Here is a 21,008-nt window from a genome sequence, read left to right as displayed (position 1 = left end):
GTGGTGCAGCACGGCGGCCATGCGGGCGTCGTCGGGGTGGACGACGCCGTAGACCTCACGTACGCCCAACACGACGGCGAACCGGCCGAGTTCTTCCAGGAGCCGGGTGCCCAGCCCCCCTGTTCTGCCAGGTGTCCTCCACCAGCGGCGCGGCCTCGGCGTCACCGTCGTCCGGCAGCAGATGCCCTGGCGCGACGAGCCGCTCTCGCGGGTCCGCCACCGCCAGGTGCACCGAGTGGGGTCGGGACAGCAGCGGCCCCAGGAAGGTGTCGGGGTCACCCATGGCCCGGTGACAGCGGTGCCACCGGGCGGCGACGGAGCACCGGCGGTGCAGAGCGGCCACACGGGGCTCGTCGTCCTGGTCGACGCGCACGATCCGCAGTCCCTGTGGCATGTCCCTATCCATCGACATCCCTCGACCTCGGCACACCACCGGTCGGCTGTGGCCCGGTCATCAGACCGGGAGGCACGGGCCGTTGTGACGGTGTGCCGGTGCCAGGGGCGCTGCCGCTTTTCCGCGGAGCTGTCACACACGCCTGCACACCTCGGTCTTCTCTGCGAGAAGGGGTCGGGCCCGCGGGACCGCCCGGGACGCGCGGCTCTCACGCGTCCGCCCTCAGCGACTTCGAGAAAGGCAGTTTCATGCCGATCGGCTCATTCACCGTTCTGGACGCCGGCCCCTTCGACGGGGTGGACCCCGACGACTACATCAGGGCGGCCATGCAGTGGCACTTCGCACCCGAGACGGGGTCCCGGTACTGGCTGGAACGGGTCGACCGGCTCGGTTTCGACCCCCGCCACGACGTCAAGTGCGTGGCGGACCTTGCGCTCTTTCCCGATCTGACGGACGAGCTGCGCGATGTGCGGGTGTCCGATCTCGTCCCCCGCGGCTACGGCCCGCAGGCCCGACCGCTGCACGTGTTCGAGAGCGGCGGCACGACCGGGGCACCCAAGCGGGTCGTGCAGATGGACGACTGGGCGCAGCACGGCAGCGAGCAGGTGACCCGCAGGCTCCGGGACCACGCAATGCCCGTCGGCGCGCTGTGGCTGACCGTGGCGCCGACCGGCCCGCACCTCGTGGGCGATGTGCTGCAACGGGCCGCGGCAAGTCTCGGCAGCCCCGGGCTGGGGGTCGACATGGACCCCCGCTGGGTCAAGAAGCTCGTCGCCGCGGGCCGTCGCGACGAGGTCGACGCCTACACCGACCATCTCGTGGACCAGTGCCGGCGCATCCTGCTCGGCCAGGACATCGGTGTCATAGCCGCCACCACTCCGATGCTGGAGCGCTTCGCCCGGGACAGCGACCTCGTGGAGGTCATCAACGGCAAAGCCCAGGCGATCATCTGGGGTGGCACCCACATGGATCCCGACACCCGGGACCTGTTGCGGACCGAGGTGTTTCCCGACGTACCGCTGATCGGCATGTACGGCAACACCATGATACTCACCGCGCTCTTGGAGCGGGAGGGTCTCACGGCGTCGGAGCCGTGTGTGTTCGACCCCGTCTCGCCGTATGTCTTCCTGAGCATCGTGGAACCCGACACCGGGCAACAGGTGGCGGAGGGCGAGCGGGGCCAGGTAGTGGTGAGCCACGTCAGCAAGTCCATGCTGATCCCCAACAACAGGGAGCGGGACACCGCGTTGCGGGTCCGCCCGGCCGACGGCCACGCCGGGGACGCCGTCGCCGACGTCGCGCCGGTGCCCGCGGTCGAGGGTGAGACGGTCATCGAGGGTGTCTACTGATGGCCCCCGTACCGACCACCGAGCCGCTGCACCTCGACGCCCTGGGCCCGCGGGGCACCTACCGCACACGTGTACCGAGCACGGTGACCGACGTGGCCGGTGCACCGATCGCGCGGCTGAGTCTGGTTCCCCCGCTGTACGTGGCTCGGGCGATCGACGCTCTGCGCCAAGCGCCGCCGATCGCCGCGGCCGACCTGGAGACCGTGTTCGCCACCGCCGGGGAGGCCTTCGCCGCGGGCACCGTGGGGGGCTTGAGCGTCCGGGAATACGAACGTCACGTCAGCCGGACCTCGGGCACGCCGCTCGCCGTGGTGCGCGCCGCGACCCGGGGAACGGCGCACTTCGTACGGCACGCCGCCTCGTCCGCCGACCGTGGAAGGCCGCGCGGCGCCGCCCGCGACCTCAGCGACCCCGCCCTGTATGAGACGCACACGGTGTGGGCACGTCAGGGCGATACGTTCGCAGTCAACGCGTCCGGTAACCATCCCGGCGTACACCGTGTCTGGCTGGAGGCACTGGCGCTGGGTTACCGCGTCGCCGTGCGCCCGTCCCGGCGCGAGCCCTTCACTCCCTACCGGCTCGTCGCGGCACTGCGTCAGGCGGGAATCCGGGACGACCAGCTCATGCTGCTGCCCACCGACCACGCGACCGCCGGCACGCTCGTCCACGGCGCGGACCGGGCCGTGGTCTACGGCGGCGACGACGTGGTGACCAAATACGCGCACGACGCGAGGATCCTGCCGCAGGGGCCAGGACGGTCGAAGATCCTCATCACCGCGGACACCGACTGGCGTGACCATCTGGACGCCCTCGTCGCGTCCGTCGCCGGAGAGAGCGGCACCGCGTGCGTCAACGCCACTGCCATCCTCGTCGAGGGCGACCCGGCACCGCTCGCCGAAGCCCTCGCGGCACGTCTGGCCGTCCTGCCCAGCCTTCCCCCGCAGGACGAGAGGGCCCGTCTGCCGGTGTGCCCGCAGGAGCGGGCGCGAGCCCTCAGCACATACCTGAAAACGGTCGCGGCCGGAACGCACGCCTGGCTCGGCGACAACGGGATCGCCGACGACCTCGGAGACGGCAGCGCCGTACTACGCCCCGCCGTGCACCAGACCGCAAGCGCCCGAGCCCCTCAACTGCGCACCGAACTGCCCTTCCCCTGCGTGTGGATCGCCCCCTGGAACCGCGCGGACGGCATGGCGCCGCTGCGCGACACGCTCGTGCTGTCGGCGCTGACCCGGGACCGGGACCTGTGGGAGGCCCTGATCGCGGAACCCAGCATCGCCAACGTGTACTTCGGCGATCAACCGACCCACTGGATGGCGCCGGGCATCCCGCACGACAGCTATCTCTCCGACTTCCTGATGCGGAGCAAGGCGGTGTACGAGGCCCCGTCCTGAGCGGCGCTCGCCTCCTCGGTGCGGGCCTGCCGTGAGCGGCACCCGTCCCCTCGGTTGGGCGACGACCGTCGCTCCGGCCGTCCGGCGCGGTGGTCCGCGGTCAATCAGCGCATGACCGCGGGCCACCGCGCCTTCGCCGTGCCCGGGCTCGCGCCCGCCTTTTCGACCCGTGCTCAGTGGGGCAGGACCAGCATCACGGCCGTCCCGAGCGCCATCGCCCCTTCAGCCACATGCCGTGCCGGCGTCGCCGCCGCGGCACGGCGCGCAGCGCTCACGGCCGAGCGCAGCGAGGGCATGGGGCGGGTCAGCGACCACAGCGCATACGCCAGTAGAGAGGACGCCAGCGACAGCGTGATCAGGGAGCCGCCGAGAGGTACACCGGTGCCCAGAAGACCGGGCCCGGTGGAGTGCGCAGCCGCTCCGAGGTGTGCGTGCGCCGGTCCGGTCCCGGTGTGCGGCACGCTCAGCATCCAGGCCATCGCGGCCATACCGGCCGCATGCGGCAGCCGGTGGATCATCGCCGCCGTCATGCCGGTCTCCCGGCGGCCGAACGGCAGGAGAAACCACACCGCGCCGGCGGTGAAGACACCGCCGGCGACGGCAGCGGGCCCCGCGCGGACGTCGATCCAGGGCATCGCCCCCATGGACACGGCCATGGCGGCGGCCAGCAGCCGGTCCACCCGGACGCCGAACCCGGTCCCCGGTGACCCGACGCCCCGCGCCGGCCCATGCAGGAGCACCGCCACGAACAGCAGCGTCAGCAGGCAGTGCACCAGGACGACGGGCGTGCCCATGCCGGGTCCGTGCCCGCTCAGGCGGTGGGGCGCGGTGCCCGCAGGTGGGCGCGCTCCGCCAGTTCCTTCTCGTCGACCAGTTCCAGCATGGGCTTGCCCGGAGCACACATCATGGTCACCACGAACCGGGTCCGCGCGTCGGAAAGCGCGTTGCCGTCCTGGTAGTGGATGGCGTCGCCGCCGGGCTCCCAGAAGGTGCCGCCCGCCTCCACCACGCGCTCGGGCTCGCCCTCGAGCTCGAAACGGACCGCCCCCTCGACAACGTAGCCGAAGGCGGGGCCGGAGTGCCGGTGCGGGGGCGTGCCCGGGTCGCCCGGCTCCCACTCGACGAGAATGGTCATCGCCGACGCCCCTTCCGGGACGGTGATCGGTGCGGCGTCCTGGAGGACCTTCGCCGCCGTCATCCAGCCGGCGGTCCCCTCCTGGTCGCCGTGCCCGTGGTGGCCGTGGGCGGAGTGGTCGTGTCCTGTCATGTTCTCCGACACTGTGTTGCACCTTCCGTAGACGTGAACATCGTTCGTCACTGGTGACCGGTGAGCGGGCGCATGTGTGACAACCGGACTCCTCACACAGTCCTTTCACCCGTCGGCCGCGGTCTTCCGGAGCATGGGGCGGGCAGCGGTACCGGGGGGCAAATCCGGCGGACCGGGCGCGACGACTACCACCGTGTGACCGGGGATCGCGAAAGAGATAGCGTGAGCAGATGCGGCCCGAGCAGATGCGGCCCGCAGCACCTACCCTCTCCCCTCGCGCGTAGCATGTAGGGCGCAAAGCCAGAAGGGACGACTCATGCGCGCTGGCGCCCACCCCGACACGTCCGACCGCGGTCTCGACGACTTCCTCTCGGCCAGACCCCGGTTGTTCGGCATCGCTTACCGCATCCTCGGCAGTGCCGTCGAGGCAGAGGACATCGTCCAGGACGCCTGGCTCCGATGGCAGAACACCGACCGCGCACAGGTCCATGAACCGGCCGCCTTCCTGACCACGGTCACCACCCGGCTCGCGATCAACCTGGCCCAGTCCGCGCGGGTACGCCGGGAGTCCTACGTCGGGCCTTGGCTCCCCGAGCCGGTCGACACCACCCAGGACCCGCACCTGGGGGCGGAACGCGCCGAGGCGGTCGAGCTGGCGGTGCTGTTGCTGATGGAGAAGCTCAACCCGATCGAACGCGCCGCCTACGTGCTGCGGGAGGCGTTCGATTACCCCTACCAGCGGGTCGCCGACATCCTGGAGACCAGCGACGCGAACGCCCGGCAGCTGGTCAGCCGGGCGCGCAAGCACCTGGGCGCCGAGCGCAAGGAGCGCGTCAGCCCCGCGGCCCATCGGCGTCTGCTCGAAGGCTTCCTCTCCGCCGCGCGCACGGGAGATCTCTCCACCCTGGAGGACCTGCTGGCCTCGGACGTCGTCAGCTATTCGGACGGCGGCGGCATCCGCGGCGCGTCCAGGATCCCCGTCATCGGCCGCGATCACGTCTCGCGTTACCTGGCCGCCTTCGCCCCGCGGTTCTGGCCGGATGCCGAGACCCGGTTCGTCGAGGCCAACGGCCGGCCCGCCGTGCTCGTCGCACGGGACAACGCCCCGGTGGCCCTGTTGTGCGTGGATGCGTCCGAGGCCGGCATCGAGCGCATCATGTGGGTGATGAACCCGGTCAAGCTGAACCCCTACGTCCTGTCGCTGGGGGCCTGACCCGCCCCCCTGCACGCCGTCCCCGGGTGCCTGAACCTCCGGCCCGCCGCGCCGGGCCCGGGCGGCTCACCACGGGAACCACGGGTCGGCGTCGACGCCTCCTCCTTGCGGGCGGCGAATCCGGACAGGTCGTTCTTGACCGCGTGCTGCGAGGGCAGGGCGGCGACCACAGGATGGTCGGCCCGCGCGGCCCGCCCGATGCCCTCCCCCGGCACGCCGCGGAAGAGATGACGTAGGTCATCGTCCCCACCTCCCCTTCGCCGGCCGGCGGTTGCGGACCGCACGGCCTTCGTCCGCCCGGCCGGTGTGCGGTATGACCGGCCCGGCCGCCGGGGTGTGACACCGACAGGCGGGCCCGGGCCAGGGCGGCGGTGTCACAAACCGTCACTCCACCTGGTCGTAGCAGGTGACCACCCCGAGCGATGGGAGCAATCGTGGTTGCCACCGAACAACGTCTTTCCACCACAGTGCTGGTGATCGGCACCGGCGGAGCGGGCCTGCGAGCGGCCATCGAGCTGGCCGAGGCCGGCGTCGATGTCCTCGCAGTCGGCAAGCGCCCCAAGGAGGACACCCACACCTCTCTCGCCGCCGGCGGGATCAATGCGGCCCTGGCCACGATGGACCCCGAGGACACCTGGCAGCAGCACGCCGCCGACACCCTCAAGGAGAGCTACCTCCTCGGCGACCCCCGCACGGCCGAGATCGTCACCCGGGGAGCCGCCCTCGGCATCGACGACCTGGAGCGCTACGGCATGGCCTTCGCCCGGGAGGAGGACGGCCGGATCTCCCAGCGCTTCTTCGGCGCCCACAAGTTCCGCCGCACCGCCTTCGCGGGCGACTACACGGGCCTGGAGATCCAGCGCACGCTCATCCGGCGCGCGAACCAGCTGGACATACCGGTGCTCGACAACGTCTACATCACCCGTCTCCTGGTCCACGACGGCACCGTCTTCGGCGCCTACGGCTTCGGCCTTGCCGACGGCAGGCGCTGCCTCGTGCACGCGGACGCCGTCATCCTCGCGGCCGGCGGCCACACCCGGATCTGGCGGCGCACCTCCTCACGACGCGACGAGAACACCGGCGACTCCTTCCGGCTGGCCGCGGAGGCCGGTGCCCGGCTGCGCGACCCGGAACTCGTCCAGTTCCACCCCTCCGGCATCATCGAGCCGGAGAACGCGGCCGGGACCCTGGTGAGCGAGGCGGCCCGCGGTGAGGGCGGCATCCTGCGCAACGCGCTCGGCGAGCGGTACATGAACCGCTACGACCCCGTACGCATGGAGCTGTCCACACGCGACCGGGTCGCCCTCGCCTCCTACACCGAGATCAAGGAAGGCCGCGGCACGCCCAACGGCGGGGTGTGGCTCGACGTCTCCCACCTGCCCCGGCGGACCATCATGAACCGGCTCCCCCGCGTCTACCAGACACTGCTGGACCTGCAGATGCTGGACATCACCCGGGATCCCATCGAGGTCGCGCCCACCGCGCACTACTCGATGGGCGGTGTGTGGGTCCGCCCCGAGGACCACAGCACGGACGTGCGGGGCCTGTACGCCATCGGCGAGGCCTCCAGCGGACTGCACGGCGCCAACCGGCTCGGCGGCAACAGCCTCATCGAGCTGCTGGTGTACGGCCGCATCACCGGACAGGCGGCCGCCGCCTACTCGGAGTCCCTGACCGCGCAGCCGCGCTCGGCCGCCGCGGTGGCACAGGCGCGTGCGGAGGTCGACGACCTGCTCGCCGCGGACGGACCCGAGAACGTGCGCGCCCTGCAGCGCGCGATCCGCAACACCATGACCGAGCACGCGGGCGTGGTCCGTGACGAGGAGGGCCTGCGCACCGGGCTGGCGGAGCTGGACGCCATCGAGAAGCGCATGGAGGACGTCGGCGTCCATCCGGACATCGCGGGCTTCCAGGACCTCGCCCACGCCTTCGACCTCAAGTCGTCGGCCCTGGCGGCGAGGGCCACGCTGGAAGCGGCGCTGGAGCGGCGCGAGACGCGCGGATGCCACAACCGCAGCGACTACCCCGACATGGATCCCGCGCTGCGGGTGAACCTCGTCTGGTCCCCGACCGACGGCATCACCCGCGCGCCCATCAGCCCTGTCCCCGACGAGATCGCGGCCCTGATGGAGGACGTCTCGGCGGACGGAAAGCTCGTCGAATAGGAATGACCCTGCCCGGGAGAAGATTTCCGGAATTTCGAGAAAGGTGTCACAGCGCCGATCAGTTTCCGGTCATACCTCGTGCAGGCAGCAGATGAGAATGAGTGGAAGGAACGTCCCCATGAAGGTCGTAGTGATCGGCGGCACCGGACTGATCGGCTCGAAGGTCGTCAGCAAGCTCAACGAACACGGCCATGAGGCGGTGGCGGCCGCCCCGAACACCGGCGTCAACACGCTGACGGGCGAGGGCCTGGCCGAGGTGCTGGAGGGCGCGGCCGTCGTGATCGACGTCTCCAACTCGCCCTCCTTCGCGGACGACGACGTCATGGAGTTCTTCCGCACCTCCACCACCAACCTCCTCAAGGCTGAGGCGAACGCCGGTGTCACCCACCACGTCGCCCTGTCGGTGGTGGGTACGGAACGGCTCCAGGAGAGCGGCTACTTCCGTGCCAAGCAGGCGCAGGAGGAACTGATCAAGGCCTCCGGGATCCCGTGGTCGATCGTGCACGCCACGCAGTTCTTCGAGTTCATGAAGGGCATCGCCGAGTCGGCGACCGAGGGGGACACCGTCAAGCTGGCCCCTGTGAAGATCCAGCCCGTCCATTCGGACGACGTCGCCGCCACAGTGGGCCGCACCGCCGTGGGCACGCCGGTCAACGGTGTGGTCGAGGTGGCCGGTCCCGACACCTTCCAGCTCGACGAGCTGATCCGCAAGGGCCTGGCCGCCAAGAACGATGCGCGTACGGTCGTCGCCGACGTGCACGCCCCCTACTTCGGCGCCGAGTTGCAGGAGACCACGCTGCTTCCCGGCCCGGACGCCCGCATCGGCGAGACCCGTTTCGTCGACTGGCTCGCCCAGCAGCAGTAGGCGCGTCTTCATGGGCCTGTCGTTCCACACACCGTGGAACGACAGGCCCATTTTTTGAGCTTCAAAAGGCACTGTCACAGCGTCCTTGGTCCCTCGGTCCTTGAGGAGGAGACGGTCGCCGGGTCTGTGAGCGCCTCGTGGCCGCATTCCGACAACCCGGGCCCCGGAGGAACGGAGTCAGAGGGACATGTATCCAGAGGCATCCCCCACAGAGGCGCCCCCCGCGGACAGGAACCTCGCCGAGGCCGTCACCACCTTCGTGGAACTGCGGCCCCGGCTCTTCGGTATCGCCTACCGCGTCCTGGGCAGCGCGACGGAAGCCGAGGACGTCGTGCAGGAGGCGTGGCTGCGCTGGCAGCGGACCGACCGTTCGGCGGTGGTCAGCCCCGCGGCGTTCCTGTCGAGCACGACGACGAGGCTGGCCATCAACGTGGCGCAGTCCGCCCGCGTGCGCCGCGAGACCTACATCGGGCCCTGGCTGCCCGAACCCATCGACACCAGCATCGACGCGGTGGCCGGCGCCGAACGCGCCGAGGCCCTGGAACTCGCCCTGCTTCTCGTCCTGCAGAAGCTCACCCCCACCGAACGGACCGCCTACGTGCTGAGGGAGGCCTTCGAGTACGGCTACTCGGAGATCGCGGAGATCCTGCGCCTCACCCCGGTCAACGCCAGGAAGATCGTGAGCAGGGCGCGCAAGCACCTGACGGACGACGAGCGGGACAGTGTCGACGTCCAGGAGCACCGCAGGCTGCTCGATGCCTTCGTCGCGGCCGCCCAGGAAGGTGACGTGGCCTCGCTGGAGGCGCTCCTGACGCCCGACGCGGTCAGTCTGTCCGACGGCAACGGGCTGCGCGGTGCGGCCCGCGTACCCGTGATCGGTCGTGCCCGGGTGGCGAACCTCTCGACCGCCGCGTCACGCTTCTGGCCGACGGTCGAGATCGCACCCGTGCAGGCCAACGGGCGCGCCGGGGTCCTGCTGTACAGGGACGGCCGGCCCGCCACCTTCATGACCATCGCCGCCACACGGCGGGGGATCCACCGGGTTCTGTGGGTGTTCACCCCCGACAAGATCGCCGGCTTCCTCGGATCCCGCGCCGCCTGCGCGCGCCCGCCCGCGCGTCCCGGGGATGCCGTGGCACGTGAGCTCACCCAGGAAGGGAGCGGTTCCAGCGGTTCCAGCTACGCAGCTTGTCGGGGTTGAGAACCGCCCAGACCTGCAGGACCAGTGCGTCCGCGATGTCGAGCGTCAGCACCGCGGCGACCTGGTCGTCGCACCGGGCGACGAGGCCGGTGCGCCCGTTGACCGATCCGGTGCACAGGGTCACGCGCCGCTGTCCGGCCAGCAGGACCAACAGGCTGCGGGCGACCTGCTCGTCACCGCGAACGGGCCGGGTCAGCGCCCGGATCTTGCCGCCGCTGTCGAAGAAGGCCGTCGCGTCGGGGGCCAGCAGCGACCGCAGCCGGAGGCCGTCCTGATCGCTGCACGCCTGCCGCACGGCAACGGTGATCTCATGCTCGCGACGCGCCGACACGGGCCGCGCACGCCGTGCACCCACAGTCAACCGGGCCCGCTCGACCGGTTCCACGTCCTCACCGCACAGGGCCCGCAGGGCCTGGATCTCCCGTTCCTCCCCGCCGGGCCAGGCCGGCGCCGGTCGCGTCAGACATGCCTCGTCCACGGCCTGGGTGAGCCAGACACAGGGGGACGGCATCCGGAGCCGCTCCGGATCGGTGAGGCGGTACCAACGCCGGTAGGCCTCGTCGACGACGCGTTCGGCCGCGACGCGGCTGCCGAGTGCACGGCAGGCGACGTCCAGCAGGTGCCGCCGTTCGTCGAGCGACTCGGCGAGCGGTACCGCGCCAACGACGTGATCCATGGAGCGACCCCCACGCCGACGAGAGTCCGGAGCGCAGCCGCCGCGACGGCATGACTCGGACGTGACCCGCCCCCGTCCGTACCCGGCTGGTCGGCCGGCCTGATCGAGACAGAAGCTGCGGCATGATTTCACAACACACCGATGATGTGCCACTTAGTGTCACTTCCCCGTCGGTGCAGAGGCGCCCGACGGGTCCGCCATCCGCAGCCGGGCGGGGGGCGGATGGGGCAGGGTCGCGCGGTCACGGGCCCGCAATCCGTCGAACGCGATCTCCAGGAAGCGTTCCCACGCCCGCGGTTCGCGGTCCAGCAGCGGCTGGGCGGTCTGGTGGATGCCGCCGAGGAGCAGCACGATGTCGGTTCCGGTGATGTCACCGCGGACGGCTCCTTGTTCTCTGGCCCGGCCGGTGAGGTCCTCGACCGTGTCGCAGAGCCGGTCGATCGCCTCGCGTACGTCCGCGTGCTGCAGCGAGGGCCGGCCGATGACGTCGCAGAACGCGCGGTCGGCGGCGAGCAGGCCGATTCCGTGTGCCATGAAGTCCTTCAGCGCACCGCCGGCGTCGTCGGCGCGCAGGAACCGGTCCGCCGCCTCGCGCAGCCGGTCGAGCAGCTGCATCATGATCGCCGCGAGAAGGTCGTCCTTCGTCGGGAAGTGCCGGAACACCGTGCCCTTGGCGACGCCGGCCCGCTGGGCGATCGTGTGCATCGACACATCCACCCCGCATTCCGCGAAGGCCTCGGTGGCCGCTCGCAGGAGCAGCCGCCGATTGCGCACACTGTCGGCCCTGGCCTGCACTGCCGCTGTTCTCCCGGTCATGACGCCCCTCTCTGCGTGTCACAACATTAACACTGAACATGACTCGTGGGTCATTCTCAGTGTTACGCTGGCACAACATGACCCCCCGGTCACCTTCTCGGACCGCCGTGTCCTGTCCTCGCACACGACACGGCCTGCCCGTCCCACCCCACCACCTCTTTCGGAGATGACATGAGTTCCGTTCTCGACCCCAAGGTCGTCCTCGTCACCGGCGCCTCGTCCGGCATCGGCAGGGCGACCGCACTGGCGCTGTCCAAGGCGGGGGCCATCGTGGCCGTCGGTGGCCGCAGGACCGACCGGCTCGAGGCCCTGGCGCAGGAAGCGCCCGGGGAGATTCTCGTCCTGGACATGGACGTCAGCGACCCCGAGTCGGTACGCGAGGCCGTCGACCGGACCGTCGAACGCTTCGGCACCCTCGACATCGTCGTGAACAACGCCGGCATCATGCTCACCGGCCCCGTCCTGGACGCGGACCCCGCGGAGTGGACCCGCATGGTGGAGACCAACCTGCTGGGCTCCATGTACACGGTGCACGCGGCGCTGCCCCACCTGCTGCGTTCCCGCGGTGCGGTGGTCCAGATCTCCTCCACCTCGGGCCGTATCTCCTCGGCCGGCGCCGCGGTCTACTCCGCCACCAAGTTCGGCGTCAACGCCTTCGCCGAGGCGCTGCGCCAGGAGGTGACCGAGCAGGGGGTCCGTGTCGTCCTCGTGGAGCCGGGCTTCGTCTCGACCGAGTTGGCCGACCACATCACCGACCCCACCAGCCGTGCCGCGGTCAAGACCATGGCCGAGTCGATGCGGACCCTTCAGCCGGAGGACATCGCGGCCGCGGTGGTCTACGCCGTCACACAGCCCGACCACGTCGCGGTCAACGAGATCCTCGTGCGCCCCACCGACCAGTCCCGCTGATCATCTCTGGTCACCCGCGGGGCGGCGACCGCCGCCCCGCACCCCCCGCTTGCAGCCGGGTACGGGTACGCCGGCCGTCACAGTCGGGCGCCCCACACGGTCTGAGCTTCGGGAGGCACAGGTCGTGCCTCTGCCCCTACCTCGGCTGAGAGGCAAGCATGAACACGCGCATCGTCACCGTGGCCGAAGGAAAGCAACTCGCGCGCTCCGTGGCGATCGGTGCACACCGCCTGACAGCCGACGAGCCGGAGCCCGTCGGCACCGACACCGGCCCCACTCCGGGCGAACTCCTCCTGGCGGCGCTCGGAGCGTGCACGTCCATGGCGGTGCGGGCCTACGCGCAGCGCCACGGATGGCCGCTGGACCGGGTGGACGTCGCGGTCCGCTTCGACGCACAGGGGCAGGTGGTCAAGAACATAGGGCTCGTCGGGGAGTTGGCCCCGGCGCAGCGGGACCAACTCCTCGCGGTCGCGGGACGCTGTCCCGTCCATCGGCTGCTGACAAAGGACGTCACGATCATCACCGTGCCCACGTTGCTCGCGGAGCCCGCACCACTTCCGTGAAGCGTCAGGCCCACACAACAACGCGGGGTGCGGGGTCCGTCAGGCGCGGGCCTCCGGCTCAGGCGGTCGCCTGCGCCGCCTCGTTGATCAGACGGGCCACGTCACCGGGTCGCGAGACGCTGACCGCGTGGGAGGCGGAGATTTTCATGACGGTCGCCCCCGCCCGCTCGGCCATGTAGCTCTGCACCTGCGGGGGGATGTTCCGGTCCTCGTCCGCCACCAGCACCCAGGAGGGAATGTCCCGCCACGCGGGCGCGGACGCGCCCTCCGCCAGCGCGGCTTCGGCCACCGGCCGCTGAGTCGCGGCCATGACGGCCGTGGTCTTTTCGGGGACGTCGGCGGCGAACTGCGCGTGGAACTTGGCCTGTTCGATGTACAGGTCCATGACCTGGGTGCCGTCGGGCAGCTTCACCGGCACGGGCCGGAGCGTGTCGCCGAGGGTGCTGCCTTGGAACTTGCCCGACAGGGTGACGGCGCTCTCGCCCTCCTCCGGCAGGAATGCCGCGACGAAGACGAGCGCCTTGACCTCGGGCAGCCCCTTGGCCGCGTTGCTGATGACGGACCCGCCGTAGGAATGGCCGACGAGGACGACGGGCCCCTCGACGGACGTCACGATCTGCCGGACGTACTCGGCGTCGGTGGTCAGGCCGCGCAGCGGATTGGCGACGGCGATCACCGGATAGTCGTGCGCGAGCAGCTTGTCGACGACACCGTTCCAACTGGAGGCGTCCGCGAACGCGCCGTGTACGAGGACGATGGTGGGCTTGTGTGCACTCATGAAAAACGGCCTTTCGACGTGCGGGGGGAATGGGGTCGGGTGGGCGGCGTCAGTCGGTTCCGAGAGCCTTGCGCAGCACGTGGATGGCCTGCTCGATCGCGGCGGTCGACGCCTGGGTGCCGCGGACCGTGTTCAGCATCATGAAGTCGTGCAGGGAGGCGTTGTAGCGGATGCTGGTCGTCGGCACACCGGCCTGGACGAGCTTGCGGGCGTAGGCCTCGCCCTCGTCGCGCAGCACGTCGTTCTCGTCGACGACGACGAGCGCCGGCGGCAGGTCCCGGAGGTCTTCCAGCGTCGCCCGCAACGGCGAGGCGGTGATCTGGGCGCGCTCGGCGGGGTCTGTGGTGTAGGCGTTCCAGAACCATTCCATGGCCTTGGCCGTCAGATGCGGGCCGTGCGCGAAGGTCCGGTAGCTCTCGGTGTCCTGGGCCGCGTCGGTGACGGGGTAGTACAGCGACTGGTGCACGAAGGTCACGTCGCCCCGCTGCCTCGCCATGTGGGTCAGGGCAGCGGTCATGTTGCCGCCGACCGAGTCACCGGCGACGGCCAGCCGGGAGGCGTCGAGCCCTTCGCCCGCGCCCTCGGTGGTGATCCACCGGGCGGTCGCGTAGGCCTGCTCGATGGCGACCGGGTACTTGGCCTCCGGGGAGCGGTCGTACTCCACGAACACCAGGGCCGCTTTCACCCCGACGGTCAGCTCGCGCACGAGCCGGTCGTGCGTGTCGGCGTTGCCGAGGATCCAGCCACCGCCGTGCACATAGAGGATGACAGGCAGGGGGCCGGTGCTGCCGACGGGCTTGAGGATGCGCACCCGCACATCGCCGACCGAAGCCGGAACGGTGATCCACTTCTCGTCCACGTCGGGCTTCTCGATGGGCTGCGCCTGCACGTCGTCGAGCAGCTTGCGCGCGCCCTCGACCCCGAGCTCGTACAGCAGCGGCGGCTTGGCGGTCGCGTCGGCAAAGTCCTGTGCGGCGGGCTCGAGAACGATGTCGCTCATGGTGTGTTCCTTCTCTGGCGATTAAGGAGGACTTTTCACACCATGGGACCGGGCGCGCAGTAGATGTGTGACACCAAAGGGTCCCGGGCCGTCGACTGCGGCCCAGGACCGGACACCGGAGCGGGGCTAGGAATGGGGTGCTCCGGGCTTCGGCAGCGGCTCGCCGTCCACGAAGAGGTCCACGTGCTCGTTGTAGAAGGCCGTCAGGCCCGCGATGCGGTTGGCGTGGATGGTCGGGAAGTCGTACGCCCAGGCGATGTCCTCGTGGACGGCGGTGGGACCGTCGAACGACCAGTAACCACTCGTCGTTCCCTTGTACGGGCAGCGGGTCACCGTGTCGGTCCGCCGCAGTCGGGTCCAGTCGACGTGCGCGCGGTCAAGGTAGTAGCGCGTCGGCAGGCCGGTCTCGAAGAGTTTGACGCACGCCGGCGCCTCCGCCAGGACCACGCCCTCCAGCTCCACGCGCACGCTGCTGGAGGAACGCACGGCGTCCACACGCGAGTACGGGCTCCTGGGGTGGACGAAGACGGGTTCGTCCTCCTCGAACCAGTAGTCGATGGCGGGCCACTCGAAGCGCACCGTGCCCTGGAGCGGCGCCGGAGCGTCCTTCCCCCACACCCACGCGGCACCGGGGCGCGAGTCCCCGCCCACGGACAGAGTGTGCCGGTGCGCCGTGCCCGCACCGTGCTCCTCGGCGACCCCTTCGTCGTCGAGGACGCCGTCGACAAGGTCCCGCACCGGGATGCTGAACTGCGGATAGGCCTGCCACTCCCAGACATACAGGGCGCGCCGCGTGTCGAAGACGGTGCGACCGCCGATCACGCCCCTGATACGGCGGGGCACCGGCTCCACGTGCCCGACGGGCACGAGGAAGCTCGGATGCAGAACACTTTCGGTTTCCATGGTCATCACCTGAGTCGGTCGGAGTTCCGCGCCCGTTCGAACGGAACACGGAGAGGGTGTGCGCCCGGAACGCCCGCGTCCTCGGGCCGCCACGGACCGCGGGGTCCGTCCGGCGCTGACGCGCACAGCGCTGAGCAGGACTTGTTTCGCTGTCACAGCAGGCGGCGGAGGCCGGTCTGTGCGGTAGTCAGTCCCCCGTGGAGAGGAGATCACGTCGTGCACTCGCGCACCCATTATGACGCCAACACTCTTGACACTAACAAGACAACCTTCTCATGCACACTGTGCACACTGTCGCCGAGGGCCGAACTCGACGGCGACCGGGCCCGGTAAGGCGTCCGGCCACACCACCCGGTACTCCAGCCGCGCCCGACCGGAACCGCGGCTCCCCTCCCCCACCGCTCCTTCGTCGGAGGATTCGCATGTCAGCCCTGCCCCTGCTCGCCCCGCTGCGACGCGTCACGACCGACGTGCTCGAAGTCGCCTATTACGAGACGGGCTCCCCCGACGATGACACCGTCGTCCTTCTGCACGGTTTCCCCTACGACATCCACAGTTACGTGGACGTGGCTCCCTTGCTGGCCGAAGGCGGATTTCGCGTCATCGTCCCCCATCTGCGAGGGCACGGCCCCACGAGATTCCTGTCCGACTCCCTTCCCCGTTCCGGCCAGCAGGCGGCCCTGGGGGCGGACGTCATCGCGCTCCTGGACGCCCTCGGCATCGAGCGGGCCTACCTCGCCGGCTACGACTGGGGCGGTCGCGCGGCCACGGTCGCCGCGGCCTTGTGGACCGAACGGGTCCTCGGCCTGGTCTGCGTCAACGGCTACCTGATCCAGGACATCGGCGCCGCCATGAACCCCATCTCCCCCGAACTGGAGGCGGGTTTCTGGTACTTCTACTACTTCCTCACCGAGCGCGGCCGCACCGGACTGGCAGTCGATCCACGGGGCGTCGCCCGGGTCATCTGGAAACGCAACTCCCCCGTGTGGGCCTTCGGCGAAGCCGAACTGGAGCGGGCCGCTGAGGCCTTCACCAATCCGGACTACGTCGACGTCGTCATCCACTCCTACCGGCACCGCCTCGGCCTGGCGCCGGGCGCGGACGCGTACGCCGATCTGGAAGCACGCCTCGCCGGCCTTCCTCCGATCACCGTGCCCACGGTCACCCTGGACGGCACCGCCGACGGCAACTTTCCGGCGACCGACGCGTCATCGACCGCTCACCACTTCACCGGCCCCCGCCTGCACCTTCAAGTCGCGGACGCCGGCCACAACCTGCCGCAGGAACGCCCCGAGGCCTTCGCCGCGGCGGTACGGGACGTACGGGCCTTGCGACGAGGACACCCCCGCCACGACTGCCTCACCCGCTGACACCCGACCGCGCGGCACCGCGGCTCATCGCCGCGCTGTCGTCACATCGGACCGTGCCCACCGGTCACATCGAGTGCGGGCGCGCACGCGACCGCCTCAGCCTCAGCCTCAGCCTCAGGAAAGGAAACCACCATGTCGTACCCCTACCCGGAACAGAAGTACTTCGGAGACGACGGCGAGGTCAGCGCCGTTTTCCGGCCTGCCGACACCCCACCCGACCTCGGCGAGAGCGGGCCGGGCAAGGATGCCACCCACTATCTGGCCACCACCGCGACCACCCGCGGCGAGTTCGGGCTGTACCGCGTCGAGATGAGGCCGCGGGCCGGCGGTCCGAAGACGCACTTCCACAAGCGGATCTCGGAGTCGTTCTACATCCTGGACGGCACCGTGCGCATCTTCGACGGTGTGCGCTGGGTCGACGCTCGCAAGGGCGACTTCCTGCACGTGCCGCAAGGCGGGCTGCACGCCTTCCGCAACGACTCCGACGCACCGGCGGACATGCTCCTGCTGTTCACACCGGGCGCGCCGCGCGAGGAGTACTTCGAGCAGGTGTCGCAGCTGGCGCACGCCTCTGAGGAGGAGCGCTCCGCGTTCTTCGACCGGCACGACTCCTACTTCGTGGAGTAGGTCCACCCCTCCGGTATCCCGCGGCACCCGCGTCCTCCCCGTGGTCGTGGTCGCGGGACACCCGCCCTCGGGACGACCCCGGATCGGGTAACGGGCAGCTTGTCACAACAACACCTTTCGTCCGGTCAACCAGGCCGAGCGAGCGGGCGCATCCGACCTCGCCGACCTCTGAGCACGTCTGGCCGTCACGCCCGGCCGTCCCGCCCCGGCGAAGGAGACCGCATGAAAGTCGTCGTTGCAGGCGCCACGGGACTGATCGGCTCGGGATCGGTCACCCGTCTGCGGGACCACGGGGCGCAGGTGGTACCGCTCGCCCTGGGCGCCGACCGCGTCGCCTCGGGTTGCCTCCGGGCCAAGGCCGCACAGCAGGACCTCGTCCGCCGTTCCGCACTGCCGTGTTCCCTGGGGCGCGCCACCCCGCTTTTCGAGTCCGTGGCGAGCGCCGTCTGCGCGGGCGTGTACGCGGACGGGGTGCACGTGGCCCCCGCTGCTGCTGTGGCCGACCGCGTCGCCGCCCCCTCGCCCACGTCGCCGTCGTGGTGCCGCTGTTCGGCCTTCCTGGCAGCCGCCGGACCCAAGGAGCGACCGTTCGACCTCGATCACGAAGGGCACACGTGTCTCGCCGCGCGTGCGGGCGGTGCAGACCGCTGATCCACCCGCGCCGCACCGTCCGACGGCCCGCAGTGTCCACCACCCCCTCACGACTCCCCCGCCCCATGCCTTGAGGAAGGCCGCCCATGAGTGACCCGTCCCGGCCCACCGCGTCCCCGTCGAGCAGTGAGCTCGACCAGCTTCCCGACCGTGACCGCGAGGAGACCGCCGAGTGGCAGGCCTCCCTCGACGCCGTCATACGCAACGCCGGACCCGATCGGGCGGTGTACCTGATCCGGCGCGTGCACGAGTACGCAACCCGCGCCGGCCTGTCCGTGCCGGGGCTGCTCACCACGGACTACGTCAACACCGTCCCGGCGGCCGCGCAGCCGGCGTTCGACGGCGACATCGCCATGGAAACCAGGATCACCGCCCTGAACCGGTGGAACGCCGCGGCCATGGTCACCCGCGGCTCCCGGCTCGGCCTGGGCGGACACATCTCCACCTACGCCTCGGCGGCCTGGCTCTACGAGATCGGCTTCAACCACTTCTTCCGCGGCAAGGAACAGGACGGCTCGGGCGACCAGTTGTTCCTCCAGGGGCATGCCTCGCCGGGCATCTACGCACGGGTGTTCCTCGAAGGCCGCCTGAGCGAGCAGCAGTTGGACGCCTTCCGGCGCGAGGCCGGCGGTCAGGGCATCCCGTCCTACCCGCACCCCAGGCGCCTGCCGTGGCTGTGGGAGTTCCCGACCGTGTCCATGGGCCTCGGACCTCTTGGCGCCGTCTACCAGGCACGCTTCAACCGCTATCTGCACGCGCGCGGCATCAAAGACACCTCCGCCTCCCGCGTGTGGGCGTTCCTCGGCGACGGGGAGACGGACGAGCCGGAGACCACGGCCGCCCTGACGCTGGCCTCCCGTGAGGGCCTGGACAACCTCACCTTCGTGATCAACTGCAACCTGCAACGCCTCGACGGACCCGTGCGGTCCAACTCCAAGATCGTGCAGGAGCTGGAGGCCCGGTTCCGCGGGGCGGGCTGGAACGTGGTCAAGACCCTGTGGGGCGAGGCCTGGGACCCGCTGCTGGCCCAGGACACGACCGGCGACCTGGTGCGCCGCCTGGGCGAGGAGCCCGACGCCCAGATGCAGACCTTCGCCGCGCGGGACGCCGCCTACATCCGCAAGAACTTCTTCGTCGGAGACGCCCTGTCCGCACTCTCCGCCACCCTGAGCGACGCCCAGGTGGTGGAGCTCTTCGAGAACTCCCGCGGTGGGCACGAGCCGTTGAAGGTGTACGCCGCCTACCGGGCCGCCGTCGAACACCGGGGGGCACCGACGGTGATCCTCGCCCAGACGGTCAAGGGGCACACCCTCGGGTCGGCGTTCGAGTCCCGCAACGCCAACCACCAGATGAAAAAGCTGACCATGGCGCAGTTCCGCGAGCTGCGCGACGTGCTGGATCTGCCCATCCCCGACAGCGCCCTCGCCGGTGACGTCGTCCCGTTCTGGCATCCGGGGGAGAACTCGCCCGAGGTGCGGTACCTGCGCGAGCGGCGCGCCGCGCTGGGCGGTCCCGCCCCGGCGCGCCGCGTGATCGCCAAGCCGCTGCCGGAGCCCGTCGCGCAGCCGTTCGAGGCGCTGCTCAAGGGCTTCGGCCACCAGGAGGTCGCCACCACCATGGCGTTGGTCCGCCTGGTGAAGGACCTGATGCGGGACGGCCGCACCGGCGCCCGCTGGGTGCCGATCATCCCCGACGAGGCCCGTACCTTCGGCATGGAGTCGATGTTCCCCACGGCAGGCATCTACTCGCCGCAAGGCCAGACCTACGACCCCGTCGACGCCGACCAGCTGCTGCACTACAGGGAGAGCGAGACCGGGCAGCTCCTCATCGAGGGCATCACCGAAGCCGGTTCCATGGCCGAGTTCACCGCCGCCGCGACCTCGTACGCCACCCACGGCGAACCGATGATCCCGTTCTACATCTTCTACGCCATGTTCGGCTTCCAGCGCACCGGCGACCAGTTCTGGGCCCTCGCCGACCAGATGGGCCGCGGGTTCGTCGTCGGCGGCACCGCCGGACGCACCACGATGACCGGCGAAGGTCTCCAGCACGGCGACGGTCACTCGCACCTCCTGGCCGCCACGAACCCGGCGGCCGTCAGCTACGACCCGGCATTCGCCTTCGAGATCGCGGTCATCGTCCGCGACGGCCTGCGCCGGATGTACGGCGAGCGACCCGAGAACGTCTTCTACTACCTCACCGTCTACAACGAGCCGAAGCCCCAGCCGCCCATGCCCGCGCTGCCCGGCATCGAGGAAGGCATCGTCCGCGGCCTGTACCCGTTCCGACCCGGCGACCCCGCCGTGTCCGGCCCCCGGCTGCAGCTCCTGGCCTCCGGCACCGCCGTCCACTGGGCCCTGCGCGCGCAGAAACTGCTCGCCTCCGACTGGAACGTGCGCGCCGATGTCTGGTCGGTGACGTCTTGGACGGAGCTCCGCCGGGACGCGATGGACGCCGACACCGCCCGCACGCGCGGCGAGACAGGCGTGCCCTTCGTGACCGATGCGCTCGCCGGTGCGCCGGGTCCGGTCCTGGCCGTCAGCGACTGGATGCGCCAGGTCCCCGACCAGATCGGCCAGTGGATCGAGCAGGACTACTACTCACTGGGGACGGACGGATTCGGCCTGTCCGACACCCGCGAGGACGTACGGCGCTATTTCCGCGTGGACGCCGAATCGATCACCGTGACGGCCCTGGACCGGCTGGCACGGGCCGGACAAGTGGACCCCGACACCGTCGACCGCGCCCGCAAGCACTACGGCCTGGACATCTGAGAAGGGTTCTCGAAACCGAGTGTGGGGGCTGGGTTTGTGCTGGTCAGGCATAGTGCTGGGGTGGGTGAGGTAGATCCGGTGCGTCCGTGGAGG

General features: G+C 70.4%; 20 protein-coding genes. 12 read left to right on the top strand and 8 right to left on the bottom strand.

All coding sequences use genetic code 11. From position 1 onward, the window contains the following. Positions 1–55: 55 nt before the first annotated feature. On the bottom strand, positions 56–394 hold the full coding sequence (locus tag IE239_RS38625) for a hypothetical protein (protein ID WP_190154117.1): 339 nt from the start codon (positions 392–394) through the stop codon (positions 56–58). 248 nt (positions 395–642) lie between these two features. Between IE239_RS38625 and IE239_RS38620 the strand changes: the two genes are divergently transcribed. Next, on the top strand, positions 643–1,743 hold the full coding sequence (locus IE239_RS38620; RefSeq protein ID WP_190154116.1) for a phenylacetate--CoA ligase family protein: 1,101 nt from the start codon (positions 643–645) through the stop codon (positions 1,741–1,743). Continuing rightward, positions 1,743–3,137, top strand: a complete 1,395-nt coding sequence (locus IE239_RS38615) for an aldehyde dehydrogenase family protein (protein WP_190154115.1) — start codon at positions 1,743–1,745, stop codon at positions 3,135–3,137. The genes IE239_RS38620 and IE239_RS38615 overlap by 1 nt, the downstream gene beginning before the upstream one ends. A gap of 173 nt (positions 3,138–3,310) precedes the next feature. Here IE239_RS38615 and IE239_RS38610 read toward each other — a convergent pair whose 3' ends face one another. Together IE239_RS38610 and IE239_RS38605 are read right to left on the bottom strand one after the other, a co-directional pair. Beyond that, positions 3,311–3,931: a DUF5134 domain-containing protein gene (locus IE239_RS38610; RefSeq protein ID WP_190154114.1), complete on the bottom strand. Its 621-nt coding sequence runs from the start codon at positions 3,929–3,931 to the stop codon at positions 3,311–3,313. Between the two features lie 17 nt (positions 3,932–3,948). After that, the gene (locus tag IE239_RS38605) at positions 3,949–4,335 is read right to left on the bottom strand and encodes a cupin domain-containing protein (protein ID WP_229878697.1); all 387 of its coding nucleotides are present in this window, start codon (positions 4,333–4,335) and stop codon (positions 3,949–3,951) included. Between the two features lie 385 nt (positions 4,336–4,720). Here IE239_RS38605 and IE239_RS38600 point away from each other — a divergent pair, with 385 nt between their 5' ends. From IE239_RS38600 to IE239_RS38585, 4 genes are all read left to right on the top strand, one after another. Then, positions 4,721–5,617: an RNA polymerase sigma-70 factor gene (locus IE239_RS38600; protein ID WP_190154113.1), complete on the top strand. Its 897-nt coding sequence runs from the start codon at positions 4,721–4,723 to the stop codon at positions 5,615–5,617. A 434-nt stretch (positions 5,618–6,051) separates the two neighbouring features. After that, on the top strand, positions 6,052–7,782 hold the full coding sequence (locus IE239_RS38595; protein WP_229878694.1) for an L-aspartate oxidase: 1,731 nt from the start codon (positions 6,052–6,054) through the stop codon (positions 7,780–7,782). 118 nt (positions 7,783–7,900) lie between these two features. Next, a complete protein-coding gene (locus IE239_RS38590; protein WP_190154111.1) occupies positions 7,901–8,647 on the top strand; it encodes an SDR family oxidoreductase in 747 nt (248 codons plus the stop codon). A gap of 187 nt (positions 8,648–8,834) precedes the next feature. Then, positions 8,835–9,848, top strand: coding sequence for a sigma-70 family RNA polymerase sigma factor (locus IE239_RS38585; RefSeq protein ID WP_190154110.1), 1,014 nt, complete (start codon positions 8,835–8,837; stop codon positions 9,846–9,848). Here the strand turns inward: IE239_RS38585 and IE239_RS38580 are convergent. Further along, the gene (locus IE239_RS38580; RefSeq protein WP_190154109.1) at positions 9,793–10,524 is read right to left on the bottom strand and encodes a sigma-70 family RNA polymerase sigma factor family protein; all 732 of its coding nucleotides are present in this window, start codon (positions 10,522–10,524) and stop codon (positions 9,793–9,795) included. The genes IE239_RS38585 and IE239_RS38580 overlap by 56 nt on opposite strands. A 159-nt stretch (positions 10,525–10,683) precedes the next feature. Next, positions 10,684–11,340 (bottom strand): TetR/AcrR family transcriptional regulator, encoded by a 657-nt coding sequence (locus IE239_RS38575; RefSeq protein WP_229878692.1) that lies wholly within the window; start codon positions 11,338–11,340, stop codon positions 10,684–10,686. Positions 11,341–11,511: 171 nt separating this feature from the next. Between IE239_RS38575 and IE239_RS38570 the strand changes: the two genes are divergently transcribed. Both IE239_RS38570 and IE239_RS38565 read left to right on the top strand, forming a co-directional pair. Then, positions 11,512–12,249, top strand: a complete 738-nt coding sequence (locus tag IE239_RS38570; protein ID WP_190154108.1) for an SDR family NAD(P)-dependent oxidoreductase — start codon at positions 11,512–11,514, stop codon at positions 12,247–12,249. Between the two features lie 158 nt (positions 12,250–12,407). Continuing rightward, positions 12,408–12,812, top strand: coding sequence for an OsmC family protein (locus IE239_RS38565; protein ID WP_190154107.1), 405 nt, complete (start codon positions 12,408–12,410; stop codon positions 12,810–12,812). A gap of 58 nt (positions 12,813–12,870) precedes the next feature. Here IE239_RS38565 and IE239_RS38560 read toward each other — a convergent pair whose 3' ends face one another. From IE239_RS38560 to IE239_RS38550, 3 genes are all read right to left on the bottom strand, one after another. Next, a complete protein-coding gene (locus IE239_RS38560) occupies positions 12,871–13,590 on the bottom strand; it encodes an alpha/beta fold hydrolase (protein WP_190154106.1) in 720 nt (239 codons plus the stop codon). Positions 13,591–13,639: 49 nt separating this feature from the next. Then, complete coding sequence (locus IE239_RS38555; RefSeq protein ID WP_190154105.1) at positions 13,640–14,590, bottom strand: alpha/beta hydrolase; 951 nt, start codon at positions 14,588–14,590, stop codon at positions 13,640–13,642. Positions 14,591–14,716: 126 nt separating this feature from the next. Continuing rightward, positions 14,717–15,493, bottom strand: coding sequence for a DUF427 domain-containing protein (locus tag IE239_RS38550; protein WP_190154104.1), 777 nt, complete (start codon positions 15,491–15,493; stop codon positions 14,717–14,719). 422 nt (positions 15,494–15,915) lie between these two features. Here IE239_RS38550 and IE239_RS38545 point away from each other — a divergent pair, with 422 nt between their 5' ends. The 4 genes from IE239_RS38545 to aceE all read left to right on the top strand — a co-directional run bounded on the left by IE239_RS38545 (position 15,916) and on the right by aceE (position 20,915). After that, on the top strand, positions 15,916–16,863 hold the full coding sequence (locus IE239_RS38545; protein ID WP_190154103.1) for an alpha/beta fold hydrolase: 948 nt from the start codon (positions 15,916–15,918) through the stop codon (positions 16,861–16,863). Positions 16,864–16,995: 132 nt separating this feature from the next. Next, entirely contained in the window at positions 16,996–17,490 is a 495-nt protein-coding gene (locus IE239_RS38540; RefSeq protein WP_190154102.1) for a cupin domain-containing protein, read from the top strand. Positions 17,491–17,712: 222 nt separating this feature from the next. Then, positions 17,713–18,141, top strand: coding sequence for a hypothetical protein (locus tag IE239_RS38535; protein ID WP_190154101.1), 429 nt, complete (start codon positions 17,713–17,715; stop codon positions 18,139–18,141). 86 nt (positions 18,142–18,227) lie between these two features. Beyond that, positions 18,228–20,915 (top strand): pyruvate dehydrogenase (acetyl-transferring), homodimeric type, encoded by a 2,688-nt coding sequence (gene aceE / locus IE239_RS38530; RefSeq protein WP_190154100.1) that lies wholly within the window; start codon positions 18,228–18,230, stop codon positions 20,913–20,915. Positions 20,916–21,008 lie beyond the last annotated feature (93 nt).

This window comes from Streptomyces humidus, from assembly GCF_014649655.1.
In the GTDB taxonomy this organism is placed as follows: Bacteria; Actinomycetota; Actinomycetes; order Streptomycetales; family Streptomycetaceae; genus Streptomyces; species Streptomyces humidus.
Note: the sequence above shows the minus strand (reverse complement) of the source record. Positions and strands in the feature narration are given on the sequence as shown.